The 17378-nt window shown below is 70.8% G+C and carries 17 protein-coding genes; 8 read left to right on the top strand and 9 right to left on the bottom strand.

What is annotated here, in order from left to right; all coding sequences use genetic code 11:
• Positions 1-449: 449 nt before the first annotated feature.
• Together GWK16_RS24510 and GWK16_RS24505 are read left to right on the top strand one after the other, a co-directional pair.
• Positions 450-2420, top strand: coding sequence for an elongation factor G (locus tag GWK16_RS24510; protein WP_170056605.1), 1971 nt, complete (start codon positions 450-452; stop codon positions 2418-2420).
• A 153-nt stretch (positions 2421-2573) separates the two neighbouring features.
• A complete protein-coding gene (locus tag GWK16_RS24505; protein WP_170056604.1) occupies positions 2574-4250 on the top strand; it encodes a thiamine pyrophosphate-binding protein in 1677 nt (558 codons plus the stop codon).
• 91 nt (positions 4251-4341) lie between these two features.
• Here the strand turns inward: GWK16_RS24505 and GWK16_RS24500 are convergent, their stop codons facing one another.
• The 8 genes from GWK16_RS24500 to GWK16_RS24465 are packed head-to-tail and all read right to left on the bottom strand — an operon-like array spanning position 4342 to position 12180.
• Complete coding sequence (locus GWK16_RS24500; protein ID WP_170056603.1) at positions 4342-4959, bottom strand: imm11 family protein; 618 nt, start codon at positions 4957-4959, stop codon at positions 4342-4344.
• 26 nt (positions 4960-4985) lie between these two features.
• Entirely contained in the window at positions 4986-6161 is a 1176-nt protein-coding gene (locus GWK16_RS24495; protein ID WP_170056602.1) for a Bcr/CflA family multidrug efflux MFS transporter, read from the bottom strand.
• Positions 6158-7060: a dihydrodipicolinate synthase family protein gene (locus GWK16_RS24490; protein ID WP_170056601.1), complete on the bottom strand. Its 903-nt coding sequence runs from the start codon at positions 7058-7060 to the stop codon at positions 6158-6160. Before GWK16_RS24490 ends, GWK16_RS24495 begins: the two co-directional genes overlap by 4 nt.
• Positions 7057-7386, bottom strand: coding sequence for a chaperone modulator CbpM (locus GWK16_RS24485; protein ID WP_170056600.1), 330 nt, complete (start codon positions 7384-7386; stop codon positions 7057-7059). Before GWK16_RS24485 ends, GWK16_RS24490 begins: the two co-directional genes overlap by 4 nt.
• Before the next feature lies 1 nt (position 7387).
• Positions 7388-8317, bottom strand: a complete 930-nt coding sequence (locus tag GWK16_RS24480) for a DnaJ C-terminal domain-containing protein (protein ID WP_170056599.1) — start codon at positions 8315-8317, stop codon at positions 7388-7390.
• A gap of 17 nt (positions 8318-8334) precedes the next feature.
• A complete protein-coding gene (locus tag GWK16_RS24475; RefSeq protein WP_170056610.1) occupies positions 8335-9720 on the bottom strand; it encodes a M20/M25/M40 family metallo-hydrolase in 1386 nt (461 codons plus the stop codon).
• Positions 9721-9722: 2 nt separating this feature from the next.
• Positions 9723-11348, bottom strand: a complete 1626-nt coding sequence (locus GWK16_RS24470) for an acyl-CoA synthetase (RefSeq protein ID WP_170056598.1) — start codon at positions 11346-11348, stop codon at positions 9723-9725.
• Between the two features lie 10 nt (positions 11349-11358).
• Positions 11359-12180, bottom strand: a complete 822-nt coding sequence (locus GWK16_RS24465; protein WP_170056597.1) for an enoyl-CoA hydratase — start codon at positions 12178-12180, stop codon at positions 11359-11361.
• Between the two features lie 128 nt (positions 12181-12308).
• Here GWK16_RS24465 and ilvE point away from each other — a divergent pair, with 128 nt between their 5' ends.
• Positions 12309-13220 carry a branched-chain-amino-acid transaminase gene (gene ilvE / locus GWK16_RS24460; RefSeq protein WP_170056596.1) on the top strand — a complete coding sequence of 304 codons (912 nt, stop codon included), beginning with the start codon at positions 12309-12311 and terminating at the stop codon, positions 13218-13220.
• On the opposite strand, the gene GWK16_RS25055 is transcribed toward ilvE, so the two are convergent.
• Complete coding sequence (locus GWK16_RS25055; protein ID WP_211187713.1) at positions 13217-13963, bottom strand: DUF805 domain-containing protein; 747 nt, start codon at positions 13961-13963, stop codon at positions 13217-13219. The genes ilvE and GWK16_RS25055 overlap by 4 nt on opposite strands.
• A gap of 159 nt (positions 13964-14122) precedes the next feature.
• On the opposite strand from GWK16_RS25055, the gene GWK16_RS24450 reads away from it, so the two are divergent.
• The 5 genes from GWK16_RS24450 (at position 14123) to GWK16_RS24430 (ending at position 17330) form a co-directional block, all read left to right on the top strand.
• On the top strand, positions 14123-14512 hold the full coding sequence (locus GWK16_RS24450; RefSeq protein ID WP_170056595.1) for a hypothetical protein: 390 nt from the start codon (positions 14123-14125) through the stop codon (positions 14510-14512).
• A gap of 69 nt (positions 14513-14581) precedes the next feature.
• Positions 14582-15055 (top strand): L-2-amino-thiazoline-4-carboxylic acid hydrolase, encoded by a 474-nt coding sequence (locus tag GWK16_RS24445; protein WP_170056594.1) that lies wholly within the window; start codon positions 14582-14584, stop codon positions 15053-15055.
• Positions 15056-15061: 6 nt separating this feature from the next.
• On the top strand, positions 15062-15271 hold the full coding sequence (locus tag GWK16_RS24440; protein ID WP_170056593.1) for a hypothetical protein: 210 nt from the start codon (positions 15062-15064) through the stop codon (positions 15269-15271).
• A gap of 51 nt (positions 15272-15322) precedes the next feature.
• Positions 15323-16303, top strand: coding sequence for a Bug family tripartite tricarboxylate transporter substrate binding protein (locus tag GWK16_RS24435; protein ID WP_170056592.1), 981 nt, complete (start codon positions 15323-15325; stop codon positions 16301-16303).
• A gap of 43 nt (positions 16304-16346) precedes the next feature.
• Positions 16347-17330, top strand: coding sequence for a Bug family tripartite tricarboxylate transporter substrate binding protein (locus tag GWK16_RS24430; protein WP_248291610.1), 984 nt, complete (start codon positions 16347-16349; stop codon positions 17328-17330).
• The last annotated feature ends 48 nt before the right edge of the window (positions 17331-17378 follow it).

The raw sequence follows: 17378 nt of genomic DNA, 5'->3' as shown, positions 1-17378 counted from the left end.
TGGGTCTGCAGGTAGTTCGTGCCCAGGCCGGCACCCACGTAGATGCCCTGCACGCGCGGATCCCAGCTCTGCGCGTTCGCGGCGATCGGCAGCGACAGCAGCGTCGCGGCCAGAAGGGTCTTCTTGAAGCTCATCGTCATCCTCGCGTCCTCACGCACCGGCCGCGCCGGCGCTGATGGCTCCCCCCTCACTCGGGGTTCGAACGCTACTTAAACACAACGGATGCGCGTTGGCCCGGCTTCCGAGGCCTGTCCCCGAGATAATCGGGCCAGTGTGGCGACGGCGCCACAGCTGTGTAGCGCGGCCACGCTCCCGTGACCGGGGCCGGCGCCCGAGGATTTTCTGCGCCGGTCCCGGCCGCCAGGTCTAGTCTTCCCGCTGGCGGCCCCCCGCCGGGCCGCCGTGCACACGGCCGGTCCACGGCCGGTGACCCGAGGGAGCCCGTCACCATGCCTGATTCCGCGTCGAGACAAGCAGGCGGGGCATCACCCCGCGCCGTCGCCCTCATCGGCCCGCAGGGCAGCGGCAAGTCCACGCTCTTCGATGCCCTGCTCGCCACCGCCGGCGCCGCGCCGGCCCGCCGCCCCGGAGATCCGAGATCCCGCACGACCGGGACCGAGACCCGAGTCGGTCATTGTATTTTCATGGATGAGCCCTGGGCCCTGCTCGATTGCCCCGGCTCCGTGGAGTTCGGCCAGGAGACCGCCGCGGCTCTCGCCGTCGCCGACCTCGCCGTCCTGGTCTGCGAGCCGAGCCCCAACCGCGCCGCCGCCCTTGCCCCCGCCTTCCGGGCGCTCGAGCAGTCCGGCCTCCCGGCGATGATCTTCATCAACAAGGCGGACACGCTGGGCGACCAGCATGTCCGCGACACCCTCGCCGCCCTCCAGGCCCACTCCCGCCGCCCGCTGGTCCTCCGCCAGGTGCCGATCCGGGACAAGGGTGAGGTCACCGGCTATGTCGACCTGGTCAGCGAGCGCGCCTACCGCTGGCGGAAGGGCGAGTCCTCCGAACTCATCCGCATGCCCGACTCCGTCGCGGCGCGGGAGGCCGAGGCCCGCGCCGCCCTGACCGAGACACTCGCCGACCACGACGACACCCTTCTGGAGAAGGTCGTCGAGGACGCGATCCCCACCCCGGCCGAGCTCTACAAGCCGCTCCATGCCGACATCGTGGCCGGCGCCCTCGATCCGGTGCTGATCGGCGCGGCCGAGCGGCGCAACGGCGTCCTCCGCCTGTGGAAGGCGCTGCGCCACGACGTGCCGCGCCCGGAGGAGACCGCCGCCCGCCGCGGCGTCGCCACCGAGGGCGAACCCCTCGCCCAGGTCTTCCGCACCGTCCATGCCGGGCACGGCGGCAAGCTCTCCTATGCGAGGATCTGGCGCGGCAGCCTGAAGGACGGCGCCACGGTGAACGGCGTGCGGATCGGTGGCGTCTCCCGCTTCCCCGGCGGCGAGGCCCAGAAGGTCTCCGAGGCGGCCATGGGCGAGGTCGTTGCCTTCGGCCGGCTCGAATCGATCCCGTCCGGAGCCACCGTCTCACCCTCGGGCAGCGCGCCGGCCCTCCCCTTTCCGGCGCCGCCGGCGCCCGTCTACGCGCTCGCCATCGCGACCGAGGACCGCAAGGACGACGTCCGCCTCTCGGGCGCGCTGCAACGGCTCGTCGAGGAAGACCCCTCGCTGACCGTCGTGCATGACGCCGAGGCCGGACAGATCCTTCTCCATGGCCAGGGCGACATCCATCTCGGCCATGCGGTGTCGCGACTGGCCGAAGCCCATGGGCTGCGCGTCTCGACCACCCGTCCGCGCATCGCCTTCAAGGAGACGATCCGCCAGGCGGCCCGCCACCATGCCCGCCACCGGCGCCAGACCGGCGGGCACGGCCAGTTCGCGGACGTGACGCTCGAGGTTGCCCCCCGCGCCCGCGGCGAGGGATTCGCCTTCGAGGACCGCATCGTCGGCGGCGCCATTCCGCGCAAGTTCATCCCCGCCGTCGGCGAGGCCGCGGAGGAGGCGGCGCGGAAGGGTCCGCTCGGCAACCCGGTGGTGGACATCGCCGTGACGCTGCACGACGGCGCCTTCCACAGCGTCGATTCCTCCGACATGGCCTTCGCCACCGCGACGCGCATGGCGATGCAGGAAGCGCTCGCCAAGGCCGAGCCGGTGATGCTCGAACCGGTCGACCAGGTGACGGTGCTGGTGCCGCAGGACGCCACGGCCGCGGCGCAACGGCTGCTGACCGGGCGGCGCGGGCAGATCCTCGGCTATGCCGAGAAGGACGGCTGGCCTGGCTGGGATGAGGTGCAGGCCCTCGTGCCCGAGGTCGAGCTGCACGACCTGATCATCGAGCTGCGCTCGCAGACGATGGGGCTCGGCACCTACACGCGGCGCTTCGACCACCTCGCCGAGACGCGCGCGCGGTAAGGGCACGGGGGCGGGGGAGGTCGGCTTCCCCCGTCGCCGCCATCCCCCTGAGCGTGGCGCAGGGTCGGCGGGATACGGACCTGCTTCCTTGGCACCTTGGCGTGTCGTCGATTCGCGTCACACTGCGCCCCGCAGAATGGGGAACGTCTCATCATGGAAAGTCAGTACACGGTCGCCGACCTCGTCGCGGACATCCTGCCGCGCATGGGCGTCTCGACCGTCTTCGGCATCGTCTCGGTCCACAACATCCCGATGCTGGACGCCATCGGGAAGCGCAACGCACTGCGCTACGTGATGTGCCGCGGCGAGATGGGCGGTGCCCACATGGCCGACGCCTATGCCCGCGTCATGGGCCATCTCGGCGTGCTGTTCACCTCGACCGGGCCCGGCATGGCGAACGCCATCCCCGGCCTGGTGGAAGCGCGCTTCGCCGGCAGCCCCGTCCTGCACATCACCGGCCAGACCGCGACGAAGCACATCGACCGCGACGCCGGCACGGTGCACGACGTGCCGGGCCAGACCGCGATGCTCGCCGCCGCCTGCAAGGCCGCCTACCGCGTCCGCACCGCGAACGAGGCCTTCGGCGTGCTGGTTCGCGCCGCGGCCGAGGCGCTCTCCGCCCCGCGCGGGCCGGTCTCCGTCGAGATCCCGATCGACCTCCAGCGCGCGCCCATCGCCCGTCCCGCCGGCCTCGATGCGCTTGCCCTGCCCATCGCCGCGCCGCTGCCGCCCAACCCCGCGGAACTCGACGCGGCGGCCGAGATCCTCGCCACCGCGAAGCGCCCGATGCTGTGGCTCGGCAATGGCGCGAAGCAGGCGCGGGATGCGGCGCTGCGGCTGATGGACCTCGGCTTCGGCGCGGTGTCGTCGTGGAATGGCCGCGGCACCATCCCCGAGGACCATCCGATGACCTTGGGCGGCCTGCACGGCAACGGATCGCCGCGCGTGCAGGACTTCTACGGCAGCGTGGACGCGATGCTCGTCGTCGGATCCCGCCTGCGCGGGCATGAGACCGGCGACTTCTCCATGAAGCTGCCGAAGACGCTGATCCATGTGGACTGCGACGCGACGGCGAATGGGCGAACCTATCCGAACAGCCTGTTCGTCCATGGCGACGCGGGCCTCGCGATGGCCGGCATTGCGGACCGCCTGGCCGGCAAGGCCTCGGTCGATCCGGGCTTCGCCGCGGACTTCGGGGCGATGAAGGCGCGTGCGCGAGAGGAATACCTCGCCACCCTCGGCCCCTACGCGCCCTTCCCCGACGCCATCCGCGCCGCCCTGCCGCGCGACGGCGTCTGGGTGCGCGACATCACCATCTCCAACTCCACCTGGGGCAACCGCATCTTCCCCATCACCGACCCGCGCAACTCGGTCTATCCGGTCGGTGCGGCGATCGGGCCGGGCCTCGCGCTCGGCATCGGCGCATCCATCGCGGCACAGGGGCGCAAGACCGTCGCGATGTGCGGCGATGGCGGCTTCTCGCTCGGCATGTGCGAACTCTGGACCGTCGCGCAGGAAAAGCCCGACCTCGTCACCATGGTGATGAACGACGGCGGCTACGGCGTCATCCGCCACATCCAGGACGCGGTCGCCGATGGCCGCCAGTTCGGCCACGACCTCCTGACGCCGGACCTGCAGGGACTCGCGGCGCTCGCCGGGCTGCCCTTCTTCAAGGTGTCGAGCGCCGAGGAGGTCGGCACGGTGCTGGCGCAGGCGCTGGCGGTGAAGGGACCGGCGCTGGTGGAAGTCGACATGCGCGCGATCGGGGCAGTGCCGCCCTACGCGCCGTACGCGACCATGGGGAAGCACGCGGAGCGGGCGCGGCAGTAAACGGGACCGGAGAGGGGCGCCGCCCCTTTCCGCACCTCACCCCGCCAAAGGCCGATAGGCCTTTGGGACCCTTCACCTGGCACTGGGCGCGTCAGGCTTCCTGGAGCGGTACGAAATTCAGCTTGCGCAAGCGACGCTTTTCGATCTCGTGAGCTAGGGCGTTCGAGAAGAACAGATCCATGTGACATTGATAGTGCCCGCGCCATACATGGTGGCCGGCGACGATTTCCCGGTGCAGCACCAGCTTGTCTAGATCGCGGGAGGATTTGGGATTTACGCTGGGCGGTCCATGCAATCTCGGACGGACAGCCACTTCGGACCGCTCAACCCAGACGGCGTCCAGCATCACCTGCGGAAAGAAGACGTAGTAGGGCGTATCGAGAACGCGCCCGTCGAGGCGATAGATGGGCCGCGTGCTACGCCTGCGTTCGATCTCGACCGGGAGAAACTGGTGAATGCCGGGTTCGAACTCCTCGATCAGGGCCTTAGCCTCAGGAGAAACGCTCAGGCGGCCGTGGATCGGGACGAAGTCGGGAATAGTCTTGTGTGCGCTCGTGAATTGGACCCGCTTTGGAAATTCTTCCGGATCATAGCGTGGCAGTGTGTATGGGCGCGGCTCCCGCGTGATGAAGAACTTCTCGTCCTCCGGCAGCAAGTGGATGTCCGGGACATAGCGAGGTTCCACGGACTTTCTAACGATCACCGCCATGTCCGTGACCTCACGACATCCGCCGCCTAGTGTGCCAACGCCCGCAGCGCCGTCCACCCCGCCACCCCGCACCCCGCGATCACCGCCGCCATCGGCACCGCCGTCCCGTCCTGCAGCACGCCGAGCACCGCCCCCACGCTCGCCCCGATCCCGAACTGCAGCGTCCCCATCAGCGCGGACGCACTGCCCGCCACCGATCCATGCGGCCCCATGGCCAGCGCCACGGTCAGCGGCATCACCGCCCCGATCATCGCGATGTAGCAGAACAACGTTACGAGCAGCCCCGGGAAGCCGCCGACGCCCGTCGCCGTGACGGCGAGCAGCGCGAGACCCGCGACGAAGGGCACCCAGATCACCACCGGCAGCAGCCGCGCCGGCGCAATGCGCTGCGCCAACCTCCCGACCACCTGCCCCGCCACCATGATGCCGAGCGCATTGGCCCCGAAGTAGAAGCCGTACTGCGAGGACGGCACGCCGTGCAGTTCCATGAACACGAAGGGCGAGCCGCTGATGTAGGCGAACATCCCCCCGATGATGAACCCGCCCGTCAGCGCATACCCCATGAAGCGCCGGTCGGCGACGAGCCCGCCCCAGACGCGGATCACCGCGATCACGCCTTCCCGCCGCCGCCGCGCGGGCTCCAGCGTTTCCGGCAGCAACAGCGCGATCACCGCCAGCATCGTCGCGCCATACCCCGCGAGTAGCCAGAAGATGCCCCGCCAGCCGAACACCGGCAGCAGCGCCCCGCCGATCACGGGCGCGATGATCGGCGCGACGCCCATGACGAGCATGAGCTGCGCCATCAGCCGTACCGCGCCGCGCTCATCGGTCACGTCGCGCACCACGGCGCGCGCGATCACCATTCCCGCGCAGCCGCCCAGCGCCTGGAACAGCCGTGCGGCGGTCAGCACCTGGATGTCAGGCGCCAGCGCGCAGGCCACCGCCGCCACGGTATAGAGCCCGAGGCCCACGAAGAGCGGCCGCCGCCGCCCATGCCGGTCCGACAGCGGCCCGTAGAGCACCTGCCCGAAGGCGAGCCCCAGGAAGTAGATCGCCAGCGTCCCCTGCACCTGCCCCGCGGGTGCCGCGAGCGACGTGCCGATATCCGGCAGCGCCGGCAGGTACATGTCGATCGAGAAGGGCCCGATCCCCGCCAGCGCGCCGAGGATCAGCGCCAGGCGCCGATGGCTCGGCGCGCTCACGCGGACGGCGCGGCGGCGAGCGCCTCCGCGGCCAGCGCCAGCGCCTTTTCCACCGCGACGCGGCCCTCGGCCGACAGCGGCGCCTGCGGCGCGATCGGGTCGCCCACGGCGAAGCCCTGGATCTGCAGCGCCCCCTTGATGCAGGCCGCGAGCGAATGCGCGGCGAACAGCTCGTTCACCCGCCACAGCGCGCGCTGCAGCGCCAGCGCCGCATCCCATTTCCCCGCGCGACACAACTCGTACAGCCGCACCGATTCGCGGGGGATCGCGCAGGCCGGCCCCGCCATCCACCCCTTGCCGCCGATCATCATCACCGCGAGCGGGATATGCGCCGAGGCCGCGAAGACCTCCATCCGCCCTTCCGTGCGGTTGAGGATCGACAGCAGCCGCCCCGTGTTGGTCGAGGCATCCTTGATGCCGACGATGCGCGGATGCCGCGACAGCGCGTCGATCGCCGGCAGCGTCAGGTCCGACCGCTGGAAGTTCGGGTTGGTGTAGAGCACCACGGGCTTGTCGGTCGCATCCGCGATGGCCGTGAAATACGCGACGACCGCGGCTTCCGAGAGCGGGAAATACGCCTCGAGGATCGCGAGGATCCCGTCCGCACCGATCGCCGCATAGTCCTTGGTCTGGCGCACCGCATCCGCCGTCGTCGTCGCCGCGACGCCGGCCACGATGGGCACGCGCCCCTTCGCCTGGTCCACCACGACCTCGACGATCCGCCGCCGCTGCGCGGCATCCAGGTAGGCGAACTCCCCCGTGCTGCCCAGCGGCGTCAGCCCATGCACGCCCGAGGCGATGAGATGGTCCACGAGGCGGCGCAGCTCCGCCTCCAGCACGGTTCCGTCCGGCGCGACGGGGGAAACGAGATAGGGAAAGACGCCGTGAAACGCGCTCATGTCGGTCCTTCGTCGAGTTCGCGCAGCACGACCAGGATCTCCTGACGCGCCGGTTCGGGCAGCCCGTGCACGGCCGCAGCCACACGCCGCAGCGCGTGTCGCAGCCCGTGGATCTGGTCGAGCAGGCCGAGCGCGACGCCCACGCCTTCCTCGTTCACGCCCATCGCCTCGCGCAGGTCGCGGATCAGGCAGGCGCGGGCCAGGTCGGCCTCGGTATAGCCAGGCGCCTGCGGGGCGCGCGGGGCGATCCAGCCGGCGGCGACCCAGCGTTCCATCGTCGCGACCTCGATATGCAGCCGGCGCAGGGTGTCGGTGTCCTCGGCCATGTCAGCTCTCCATGCCCTCGCGCGGGTTCTGCGCCTTGCCTGCCGCCCAGCCTTCCGCGAAGGCCTCGAGCGCCGCATCCGGCGCATCGGGCAGCACGATGCGCAGCGTGACGAAAGCATCGCCCCGAGTGCCGTCCTTCCGCTTCGCGCCGCGCCCCTTCAGCCGCAGCACCGTCCCGGTGTTCGACCCCTTCGGCACCGAGACCATCACCGCTCCGGCTGGCGTCGGCACCTCGATCTTCCCGCCGAGCACCGCCTCGGGCAGCGTCACCGGCAGGTCGAGCAGGATGTCGTCGTCGCGCCGCGTGTAATGGCGATGTTCCCCGATGCCGATCTCCACCAGCAGGTCGCCGGCCGGCCCGCCGCCAAGGCCGGGCGAACCCTTCCCCCGCAGCCGCAGCACCTGGCCCTCCCGCGTGCCCGGCGGGATCGTGACGTCCACCGTGCTCCCGTCCGGCAGCGTGACGCGCTTCGTCCCACCATTCACCGCATCGAGGAAATCGATGTCGAGCCCCGCATGGATGTCCCCGCCCTGCATGCGGAACTGCGCCCCGCCGGACGCGCCACGCCGCCGCCCGCGCCCGAACAGCGCGCCGAGCAGCTCGTCCTCGTCCATCATGTCGGCGTAGCCGGCATCGTTGGCGTAGGCGCCCGCACCGGCGGCATGGTCGCGATACCAGCCCGGCGGCGGCTGCGGCGGACGCTCATTGCCCGCGGCGTCGATCTCGCCGCGGTCGAAGCGGGCGCGCTTCTCCGGGTCGCCCACGATGTCGTTCGCGGCGGAGACGGCCTTGAACTTCTCCTCCGCCGCCTTGTCGCCCGGATTGAGGTCCGGGTGCAGCTTGCGGGCGAGCGCCCGGTAGGCCTTGCGGATCTCGTCCTGGCTGGCGTCGCGCTTGACGCCCAGGACCGCGTAGGGATCCTCGTTCACGAAGCCTCCTTGCGGCTCTAGCGCTCGGCCAGCGCCGCGAGCATCCGGATGTGGCTGTCGATGCCGCGCTCGAAGCAGGCGACGTCGAACTTCTCGTTCGGGCTGTGCACCTGGTCGTCCTCGAGGCCGAAGCCGACCAGCAGGCTGTCCAGGCCGAGGACGCGCTTCATCATGCTGACCACCGGGATCGACCCGCCGCAGCCCATCAGCACGGCCTCCTTCCCGAAGGTCGCGGACAGCGCGCCGGCGGCGGCGGTCACCCAGGGGCTGTCGGCCGGCACCTCGATGCCGTCGCTCATGCTGAAGACCTGGATCTTCACCTGCGCGTCGTCCGGCAGGCGATCGACGATGAAGTCGCGCAGCCCCGCCAGCACCTTGGTCGGCGACTGCCCCGGCACCAGGCGGAAGGACAGCTTCGCATGCGCCTCGGACGGGATGACGGTCTTGGATCCTTCGCCCGTGTAGCCGCCCCAGATGCCGTTGATGTCGGCCGTCGGCCGCGCCCAGAGCCGCTCCAGCGCGCCGCGCCCGACCTCGCCCGCCGGGACGGACAGGCCGATGCCGCCAAGGAAGGCCTTCTCGTCGAAGCCCAGCGCGTCCCACTGCTTCCGCTGCGCCTCCGAAAGTTCCGGCACGTCGTCGTAGAAGCCCGGGATCAGGATCTCGCCGCTCTCGTCCTTGAGATCGCCGAGGATGCGCGTCAGCAGATTGATCGGATTCAGCGCCGACCCGCCGAACAGGCCCGAATGCAGGTCCTTGTTCGCCGCGGTGATGTCGATCTGGGTGTAGAGCATCCCGCGCAGCCGCGTGCTGATCGCCGGCGTGTTCGCATCCCACATGTTGGTGTCGCTGACCACCGCGAGGTCGGCGCCGAGCTCGGTCGCATTGGCCTCGAGGAAGGGTTCGAGGTTGCGCGACCCGATCTCCTCCTCGCCTTCGACCAGCACGGTCACGCGGCAGGGCGGGCCGCCCGCGACCTCATGCCAGAAGCGCAGCGCCTCGAGCCAGGTCATGGTCTGGCCCTTGTCGTCCACCGCGCCGCGCGCGACCACGCGCGGGCCGTTCGGCCCCTCGGTCACCGCGGGCGAGAAGGGCGGGCTGGTCCAGAGCTCGAGCGGTTCCGGCGGCTGTACGTCGTAATGCCCGTAGAACAGCAGGTGCCGCCCACCGCCCGTCGGCCCGGGGTGATGCGCAACCACCACCGGGTGGCCCTGGGTTTCGCGCACCGCGGCCTGGAAGCCGATCTCGGCGAGTTGCGCCCGCACCCAGTCCGCCGCCTTGCGGCAATCCTCGGCATGCTTCGGCTGCGCCGAGACCGAGGGGATGCGCAGCAGTTCGAACCACCGCGCTCGGGATTCCACGCGGCACGCGGATGCGCGCGCCAGGACCTTGTCCACCGACATCGTCATTCCTTCGCCTGGCTGCGCAGCACGTGCTTCTGGATCTTGCCCGTCGAGGTCTTGGGCAATTCCGCGAAGACCACGTGGCGCGGCACCTTGTATCCCGCGAGATGCTGCTTCGAGAACGCGATCAGCTCCTCGGCCGTCGCGCTCGCGCCCGGCTTCAGCTCGACGAAGGCGCAGGGCGTCTCGCCCCACTTCTCGTCGGGCCGGGCCACCACGGCGACCACCGCGACGGCCGGATGCTTGTAGAGCGCGTCCTCGACCTCGATGCTGCTGATGTTCTCGCCGCCCGAGATGATGATGTCCTTCGAGCGGTCCTTCAGCTGGATGTAGCCGTCGGGATACTTCACGGCGAGGTCGCCGGTGTGGAACCAGCCGCCCTTGAAGGCCGAGCCGGTCGCGGCCGCATCCTTCAGGTAGCCCTTCATCACCACGTTGCCCTGCATCATCACCTCGCCGAGCGTCGCGCCATCCGCCGGCACCGGCGCCATCGTCTCGGGGTCCATGACGTCGAGGCCCTCGAGCGCGAGGTACCGCACGCCCTGCCGCGCCATCAGCGCCGCCTGCTCGGACGCGGGCTTCGCATTCCAGTCCTGATGCCACTCGTTCACCACCGAGGGGCCGTAGACCTCGGTCAGCCCATAGACGTGGCAGACCGCGAAGCCCGCGGCCTTCATGGCGGCGAGCACCGCCTCGGGCGGCGGCGCGCCGGCGACGATGAACTTCACCTGGTGCGGCAGGGCGCGCTTCTCGCCCTCCGGCGTGTTGAGCAGCGTCGACATCACGATCGGCGCGCCGCACATGTTGGTCACACCCTCACCGGCCATCAGCCGCCACATGTCCGGCCCGCGCACCGCGCGCAGGCAGACATGCAGCCCGGCCTGCGCCGTGACCGTCCAGGGGAAGCACCAGCCGTTGCAGTGGAACATCGGCAGCGTCCAGAGATAGACGGGGTGCTTGCCCATCTCCGCCGACAGCACGTTGCCCACCGCGAGAAGGTAGGCCCCGCGATGATGGTAGACGACGCCCTTCGGCTTGCCCGTGGTGCCGGAGGTGTAGTTGAGCGTGATCGCGTCCCATTCGTCGCGCGGCATCGGCCAGGCGAAGGCGGGATCGCCCTCGGACAGCAGCGCCTCGTAGCCCATGCCGCCCAAAGTCTCGGTCTTCGCGGCGGCGGGGACCAGCGCGTCGTCCACCTCGATCACCAGCGGCTTCGCCTTGGCCTGCACCAGCGCGAGGCGCACGGCCGGCATGAACTCCTTGTCCACGATCAGCGCCTTCGCCTCCCCGTGGTCGAGGATGTAGGCGATGGTCGCGGCATCGAGCCGCGTGTTGATCGTGTTCAGCACCGCCCCGGCCATCGGCACGCCGTAGTGGCATTCCAGCATCTCGGGGATGTTCGGCAGGACCGCGGCGACCGTATCGCCCTTACCGATGCCCCGCTTCGCCAGGGCCGAGGCCAGGCGCACGCAGCGGTCGCGCAACTCGCGGTAGGTCCGCCGCACCGCGCCATGCACCACCGCGGGCTGGTCCGGATAGACCTGCGCGGCGCGTTCCATGAACAGCAGCGGGGTGAGCGGCTGGTGGTTCGCCGCGTTCTGCGCGAGACCCGTCTCGTAGTCGGCCATGTGTCGTCCCTCAGCGATCTTCCCAGACCGGCCGGCGCTTCTCGAGGAAGGCGCCGATCCCTTCGGCCGCGTCGCGCGCCATCAGGTTCTCGGTCATCACGCAGGCGGCGCGGGCATAGGCCTCCTGCAGCGGCAGGTCCACCTGCTCGTAGAAGCCCTTCTTGCCCATCCGCACCGTGAGCGCGGAGCGCGCCGCGACCCGCCCGGCGAGCGCGAGCGCCGTTTCCATCACGCGATCGGCCGGCACCACGCGGTTCACCAGGCCGATGCGGAAGGCGTCCTGCGCCTCGATCATGTCGCCGAGCAGCAGCATCTCCATCGCCGATTTCCGCGGCACGGCGCGCGCCAGCGCCACGGCCGGCGTCGAGCAGAACAGCCCGATATCGACCCCCGGCGTGCAGAAGCGCGCGCCCTCAGCCGCGACCGCGAGGTCGCAGGTCGCGACCAGCTGGCAGCCCGCGGCCGTCGCCACGCCCTGCACCGCGGCGATGACCGGCTGCGGCAGGCCGACGATCGCCTGCATCACCCGCGCACAGGCCTGCATGGTGCGGTCGAAGAAGCCGCGCCCGCCATCCGTGTCGGCGCGATGGGCGGTGATCTCGCGCAGGTCGTGCCCGGCGCAGAAGGCGGGGCCGTTCGCCGCGAGCACCACGCAGCGGACCGAGGCATCCTCCCCGATCGCGGCGAGCGCGTTCTCCAGCGTCTCGAGCATCTGGAGCGAGAGGCTGTTGCGCGCCGCCGGGCGGTTGAGCGTGAGCACCGTCACCCCGCCCGAATCATCCGCCCGCAGCAGCAGCGGTGCCGTCGCTCCACCTTCGATCGCCGCGCTCATCGTCCTTCGTCCTTGCCGTGCGCCAGCATCCTAGCGCGCGCGACGCTGGCCTGGAATGTGCCCGCCCCTTGCCGGGACGCTCCTTCCGGGACAGCCTTTGCTCCATCACGGTGCCCGAGGGGAAGAACATGGCCTGGACCGCACACAGCATCATCCAGAACGGCAAGGCGATCCCGTTCGAGCAGGCGAGCATCCACCCGCTCGCCGTCGGCGTCGCCTATGGCGCCGCGGTCTTCGAAGGCATCCGCGCCTACATGAACCCCGCGACCGGCCGCCTGTCGGTGTTCCGGCTCGAGGAACACCTGGCGCGGCTCGACCAGGGCATGAAGTTCATGCGCTTCGACGACCCGCCCTCGCGCGACGTGATGCGCCAGGGCGTGCTCGACTCGATCCGCGTCAACCAGCCGGACGGCGACTGCTACATCCGCCTCCAGGTGCACATCGAAAGCCGCGGCTCCCAGGTCACCACCGGCAAGGTCGGCTGGGTCTGCGCCGCCATCCCGCGCGAACGCAACGCCAAGCGGGAAAGCGGCCTTGCCGCCTGCGTCTCCTCCTGGACGCGCATCGCGGACAACACCATGCCCGCGCGCATCAAGGCGACGGCGAACTACCATGCCGGGCGCATCGCCACCTTGCAGGCCAAGACCGACGGCTACGACATGCCGATCCTGCTGACGCGCGATGGCAAGGTCAGCGAGACCGCGGCCGCCTGTCTGTTCCTGGTGCGCGACGGCGTGGTGGTCACCCCCACGTGCGACAGCGACATCCTGGAAAGCGTGACGCGCGACACGGTACTGCGCCTGGCGGCCGAGAACGGCTTCCCGGTCGAGGAACGCCGCGCCGACCGCACCGAGCTCTACGTGGCGGATGAGGTCTTCCTCTGCGGCACCGGCCAGGAGCTCTCGCCCATCACGACCGTCGACCGCCTGCCCGTCGCCAACGGCAAGCCCGGCCCCGTCACCATGCAGTTGCAGGCGGCCTATGAGGCGGTGGTCCGTGGCACCACCGACGCCCACGCCGCCTGGCGCACCCCCGTCTAGTCGCGCCGCACCGGCGGCACGCTGCCGCCGCCCGGCCCCGGGCCCTGCCAGGGGCCGGGCGGTTGCTGCGGCTGGCCGTAGCCGGGCGGGGGCTGACCGTAGCCCGGGGGCGGTTGGCCATAGCCGGGCGGGGGCTGGCCATATCCCGGCTGCGGGGGCGGATAGCCTTGCGGCGGCGGCTGCCAGCCTGGCGGCGGATAGGCGCCCTGCCCTTGCCCCTGGGCCGGCGGCTGCCAGCCCTGGGCGGGCGGCGGCTGCCATTGCGGCTGCGCCGCGGGCTGCTGCCATTGCGGCGGCCCAGGCTGCCACCCCTGCGGGCCCGCAGGCTGCCATTGGGGGGCGCCGGCCCCGCCGCGCGGGTCCGGGCCGAAGCGGTTGGGCCCATCGGTGCCGGACAGGAAGCCGAGTTCCACGAGCGCCCAGATCGGCCCGACGATCGGGATCAATGCGATCAGCGCCCACCAGCCCGACTTGTCCCGGTCATGCCAGCGCTTCACCTGCCCGGCGAGCCCGCCCACGATCGTGACCAGCAGCGCCACGATGCTGAACGGCCCGAACCCGTGCGTGGCCACCGCGAACCCGTCGGCCGGCGCTGCGTCCTCCGCGACCAGCGTGACAAACCCCAGCGAGACGTCGATCACGGTGCCGAGAACGCTGATCGCGAAAATCGGCAATACATAGGCGAGCCACCAGGTCCTGCGCCTGATCCGCCCGGCGAAGCTGAACCAGCTCCCGATCCCCATCTGCCCGCTCCCGTCGCAGAACCGTTTCACAGCACCACGCACCGACATCTTCGCGCAAGGGCACGACACCTTGCGGGGTCATCTTTCGTTTCATAACGTCGCTTGACCGAAACAGGGTACCCCTCCGGGACCCAGATGCCGCCGGGAGGCCCGTTCCGCATGTTCCGCCGCAAGCTCACCGCCCTCTTCGCGCTCGCCGGCGCCGCCGCCGTCTCGGCCTGCGCCCCGCAGACCGTCTACGTGCCGCAGCCCATGCCGATGGCCCCGGCGCCGGTCGCCTGCGACACCCGCTTCCAGGTGGTGAACAACTCCTCGATGACGGTCATGCAGCTGTTCTTCAGCCATGCGAGCCTCGCCAACTGGGGCGTCGACCAGCTGGGCCAGAGCGTCCTCGCCCCGGGCCGCTTCGTGAACTACACGGCGAACAATGCGGGCCAGTACGATTTCCGCATCGTCTGGCAGAACGGCCGCGCCGCGGAGCTGCGCCGCGTCGACATCTGCCGCGCCAGCCGCATCGTCGTGACGAATTCCGGCCTCTACGCCCAGTAACCGCCTCGCCGGCCCGCCGGCACCGCGTTAGCCTCCTTGGCGTCACCGCACGCCAAGGAGGCTTTTTTCATGGCCGAGGATCGCCTGGGCATCCTGGAGCAGCGCCGCATCGAGGCGGCCTTCGCCAAGGGCATCTACGAGGAGATGAAGGCCGAGCTGGGCGAGGCCCGGGCCAAGGCCATCCTCTCCCGCGCCGTCGTCAAGCTCGCCAAGGAAAGTGCGGCGGCCATGGCGAAGGAAGCGCCCGGCGGCGAACCCTCCCTCGCGCATTTCATCGCGCTGCAGCCGCTCTGGACCAAGGGCGACGCGCTGCAGATCGACACGCTGCGCAAGGACGAGACCCACTACGACTTCAACGTCACCCGCTGCCGCTACGCCGAGATGTACCGCGAGATGGGCCTCGCCGACCTCGGCGCCGTGCTCTCCTGCAATCGCGACGGCGCCTTCTGCGACGGCTACCACCCAAATCTCAAGCTTGAACGCACCCAGACCATCATGGGCGGCGCGACGCATTGCGACTTCCGCTACCGCATGGAGGAGTAGCCGCGCGTGAGCGGCGACGTCGCCACCGTGCCCGACGCCGATGAACGCAGCATGGGGCGCTGGAACCGGCGCCTCGCCGCCGCGGTGCCCGAAACGCCGGATCGCCTGCCCGGCGTCGAGGCGCTGTACCGCCGGGCCTGCCTGGCCCACGCCCCGGACCGCCCACGGTCCTGCATCGCGGTGGCACGGCTCGCCACAGGCCGCCGCGGGACGTGACGGCGGCCGCGCCGCACGCAATGATGGCGGCCTGAAGACTGGAGGAACGCCATGACCCGCCTGACGCGCCGCGTCGCGCTGACGCTTCCGCTCGCCCTGCCCGCCGTGGCCCGCGCCCAGGATTGGCGGCCCGGCCAGCAGGCCCGCATCGTCATTCCCGCCGCGCCGGGCGGTACCACGGACATCATGGCGCGCCTGCTCGCACCCTACTTCCAGGGCCGCTGGGGCACGCCGGTCGTCGCCGAGAACCGCTCCGGCGGCGGCGGCACCATCGGCACGATGGACGTGGTGCGCAGCGCCCCGGATGGGCGGAACATGCTGATGGGCAACATCGGCCCGCAGGCCATCGCCTATTCGCTGTTCCGCAACCTGCAATACCGGCCGGACAGTCTCACCCCGGTGTCCAATGTCATCCGCGGGCCGAACGTGCTGGTGCTGCACCCCTCGGTGCCCGCGCGGACCGTTCCCGAATTCGTCGCCTGGCTGAAGCGGGAGAACGGGCGCGCCTCCTACGGCACCTCAGGCGTCGGGCAGTCGCCGCACCTGTCGGGCGTGTGGTTCAACCAGCTGACCGACACCAAGTCCGAGGCGGTGCATTTCCGTGGCGCCGGCCCGCTCCTGATCGACCTCGTCGCCGGCAACGTGCAGTTCGCCTTCGACAACCTCACCAGCTCGATGGAGCACATCCGCGGCGGGCGGCTGCGCGCCCTCGGCGTGACCAGCGCCGACCGCAGCCCCGAACTGCCCGACCTGCCCGCGCTGCGCGAGACCCTGCCGGCGCTCGCGCCCTACGACGTCTCGACCTGGTTCGGCCTGTTCATGCCCGCCGGCACGCCGGCCCCGATCGTCCAGAGCGTGAATGCCGAGGTCCAGGCCTTCCTCGCACTGCCCGACACGGCGGGACGCTTCGCGCAGATGGGCGGCGTGCCCGCCCCGGGCAATCCGGAGCACTTCGCCGCCTTCGTCCGCAACGAGATCGCCAAATGGGGCGAGGTGATCCGCCGCGAGGGGCTGCAGATGGACGCGACCTGACGCCCCGGGGCGGGGTCGCGCAAGCACAGGGAGGGTAACGAGAATGACCGAGATCACCCGCCGCGCGGCGCTGGCCGCGCCGATGCTCGCGCTGCCGTTCGCGGCCCGCGCCCAGGCCTGGCGCCCGCCGGGACAGACCCGCATCATCGTCCCCGCCGCCGCCGGCGGCACCACCGACATCATGGCGCGGATGCTCGCGCAGTTCCTGCAGCCGCGCTGGAACATGCCCGTGGTGGTCGAGAACCGCACCGGCGCCGGCGGCACCATCGGCACGCTCGAGATGGTGCGCGCCCGCCCCGACGGCACGACGCTGCTGCTCGGCAACATCGGTCCGCAGGCGATCGCCTATTCGCTGTTCCGCAACATGCCCTATCGCGCGGACCAGATCCTGCCCATCGCCGGCACCATCGCCGGGCCGAACGTGCTGGTGGTGAACAGCAACGTGCCGGTGCGCACGGTCGCCGAGCTCGCCGCCATGCTGCGCGCGCGCCCGGGCCAGGTTCCCTATGCCTCGACGGGCGTGGGGCAGTCGACGCACCTCTCCCCGGTGCTGATGCTGCAATTGCTGAATGCCGAGGCGATCCACGTGCCGCATCGCGGCTCCGCGCCCGCCCAGATCGACCTGCTCGGCGGCAACGTCACCTTCATGATCGACAACCTCACCGGCATCATGGGGCACATCCAGTCGGGCCGGGTGCGCGCGCTCGCGGTCACCAGCCGGGAACGCAACGCCATGCTGCCGGACGTGCCCGCGATGCGGGAGACGATGCCGGAACTCGCCAATTACGAGGTCAACACCTGGTTCGGCCTGTTCGGCCCCGTGGGCCTGCCGGCCGAGGCCGTGACCAGCCTGAACGCCGAGGTCGAGGCCCTGGTGTCCCTGCCCGAGACGCAGCGCCGATTCGCCGAGCTCGGCGGCTTCGCGATGCACGGCAACCCCGAGCAATTCGCCGCTTTCGTGCGCAGCGAGATCACGAGGTGGGCGGACGTCATCCGCAAGGAGGGCCTGCAGGTCGATGCGGGCTGATCCGACCCGTTGACGGCAATCCAGGGACGGGCTGAGCCTTGGCCCGCC

This window comes from Neoroseomonas marina (assembly GCF_012927745.1).
Classification (GTDB): Bacteria; Pseudomonadota; Alphaproteobacteria; order Acetobacterales; family Acetobacteraceae; genus Neoroseomonas; species Neoroseomonas marina.
The sequence above is the reverse complement of the archived record's forward strand: the minus strand, read 5'-3'. Positions and strand labels throughout refer to the sequence as shown.

Bases quoted from the DNA above. Each gene is read 5' to 3' on its own strand.
- GWK16_RS24510 (WP_170056605.1), top strand. From the start codon at position 450: ATGCCTGATTCCGCGTCGAGACAAGCAGGCGGGGCATCACCCCGCGCC.
- GWK16_RS24505 (WP_170056604.1), top strand. From the start codon at position 2,574: ATGGAAAGTCAGTACACGGTCGCCGACCTCGTCGCGGACATCCTGCCG.
- GWK16_RS24500 (WP_170056603.1), bottom strand. From the start codon at position 4,959: ATGGCGGTGATCGTTAGAAAGTCCGTGGAACCTCGCTATGTCCCGGAC.
- GWK16_RS24490 (WP_170056601.1), bottom strand. From the start codon at position 7,060: ATGAGCGCGTTTCACGGCGTCTTTCCCTATCTCGTTTCCCCCGTCGCG.
- GWK16_RS24485 (WP_170056600.1), bottom strand. From the start codon at position 7,386: ATGGCCGAGGACACCGACACCCTGCGCCGGCTGCATATCGAGGTCGCG.
- GWK16_RS24475 (WP_170056610.1), bottom strand. From the start codon at position 9,720: ATGTCGGTGGACAAGGTCCTGGCGCGCGCATCCGCGTGCCGCGTGGAA.
- GWK16_RS24470 (WP_170056598.1), bottom strand. From the start codon at position 11,348: ATGGCCGACTACGAGACGGGTCTCGCGCAGAACGCGGCGAACCACCAG.
- GWK16_RS24465 (WP_170056597.1), bottom strand. From the start codon at position 12,180: ATGAGCGCGGCGATCGAAGGTGGAGCGACGGCACCGCTGCTGCTGCGG.
- ilvE (WP_170056596.1), top strand. From the start codon at position 12,309: ATGGCCTGGACCGCACACAGCATCATCCAGAACGGCAAGGCGATCCCG.
- GWK16_RS25055 (WP_211187713.1), bottom strand. From the start codon at position 13,963: ATGGGGATCGGGAGCTGGTTCAGCTTCGCCGGGCGGATCAGGCGCAGG.
- GWK16_RS24450 (WP_170056595.1), top strand. From the start codon at position 14,123: ATGTTCCGCCGCAAGCTCACCGCCCTCTTCGCGCTCGCCGGCGCCGCC.
- GWK16_RS24445 (WP_170056594.1), top strand. From the start codon at position 14,582: ATGGCCGAGGATCGCCTGGGCATCCTGGAGCAGCGCCGCATCGAGGCG.
- GWK16_RS24435 (WP_170056592.1), top strand. From the start codon at position 15,323: ATGACCCGCCTGACGCGCCGCGTCGCGCTGACGCTTCCGCTCGCCCTG.
- GWK16_RS24430 (WP_248291610.1), top strand. From the start codon at position 16,347: ATGACCGAGATCACCCGCCGCGCGGCGCTGGCCGCGCCGATGCTCGCG.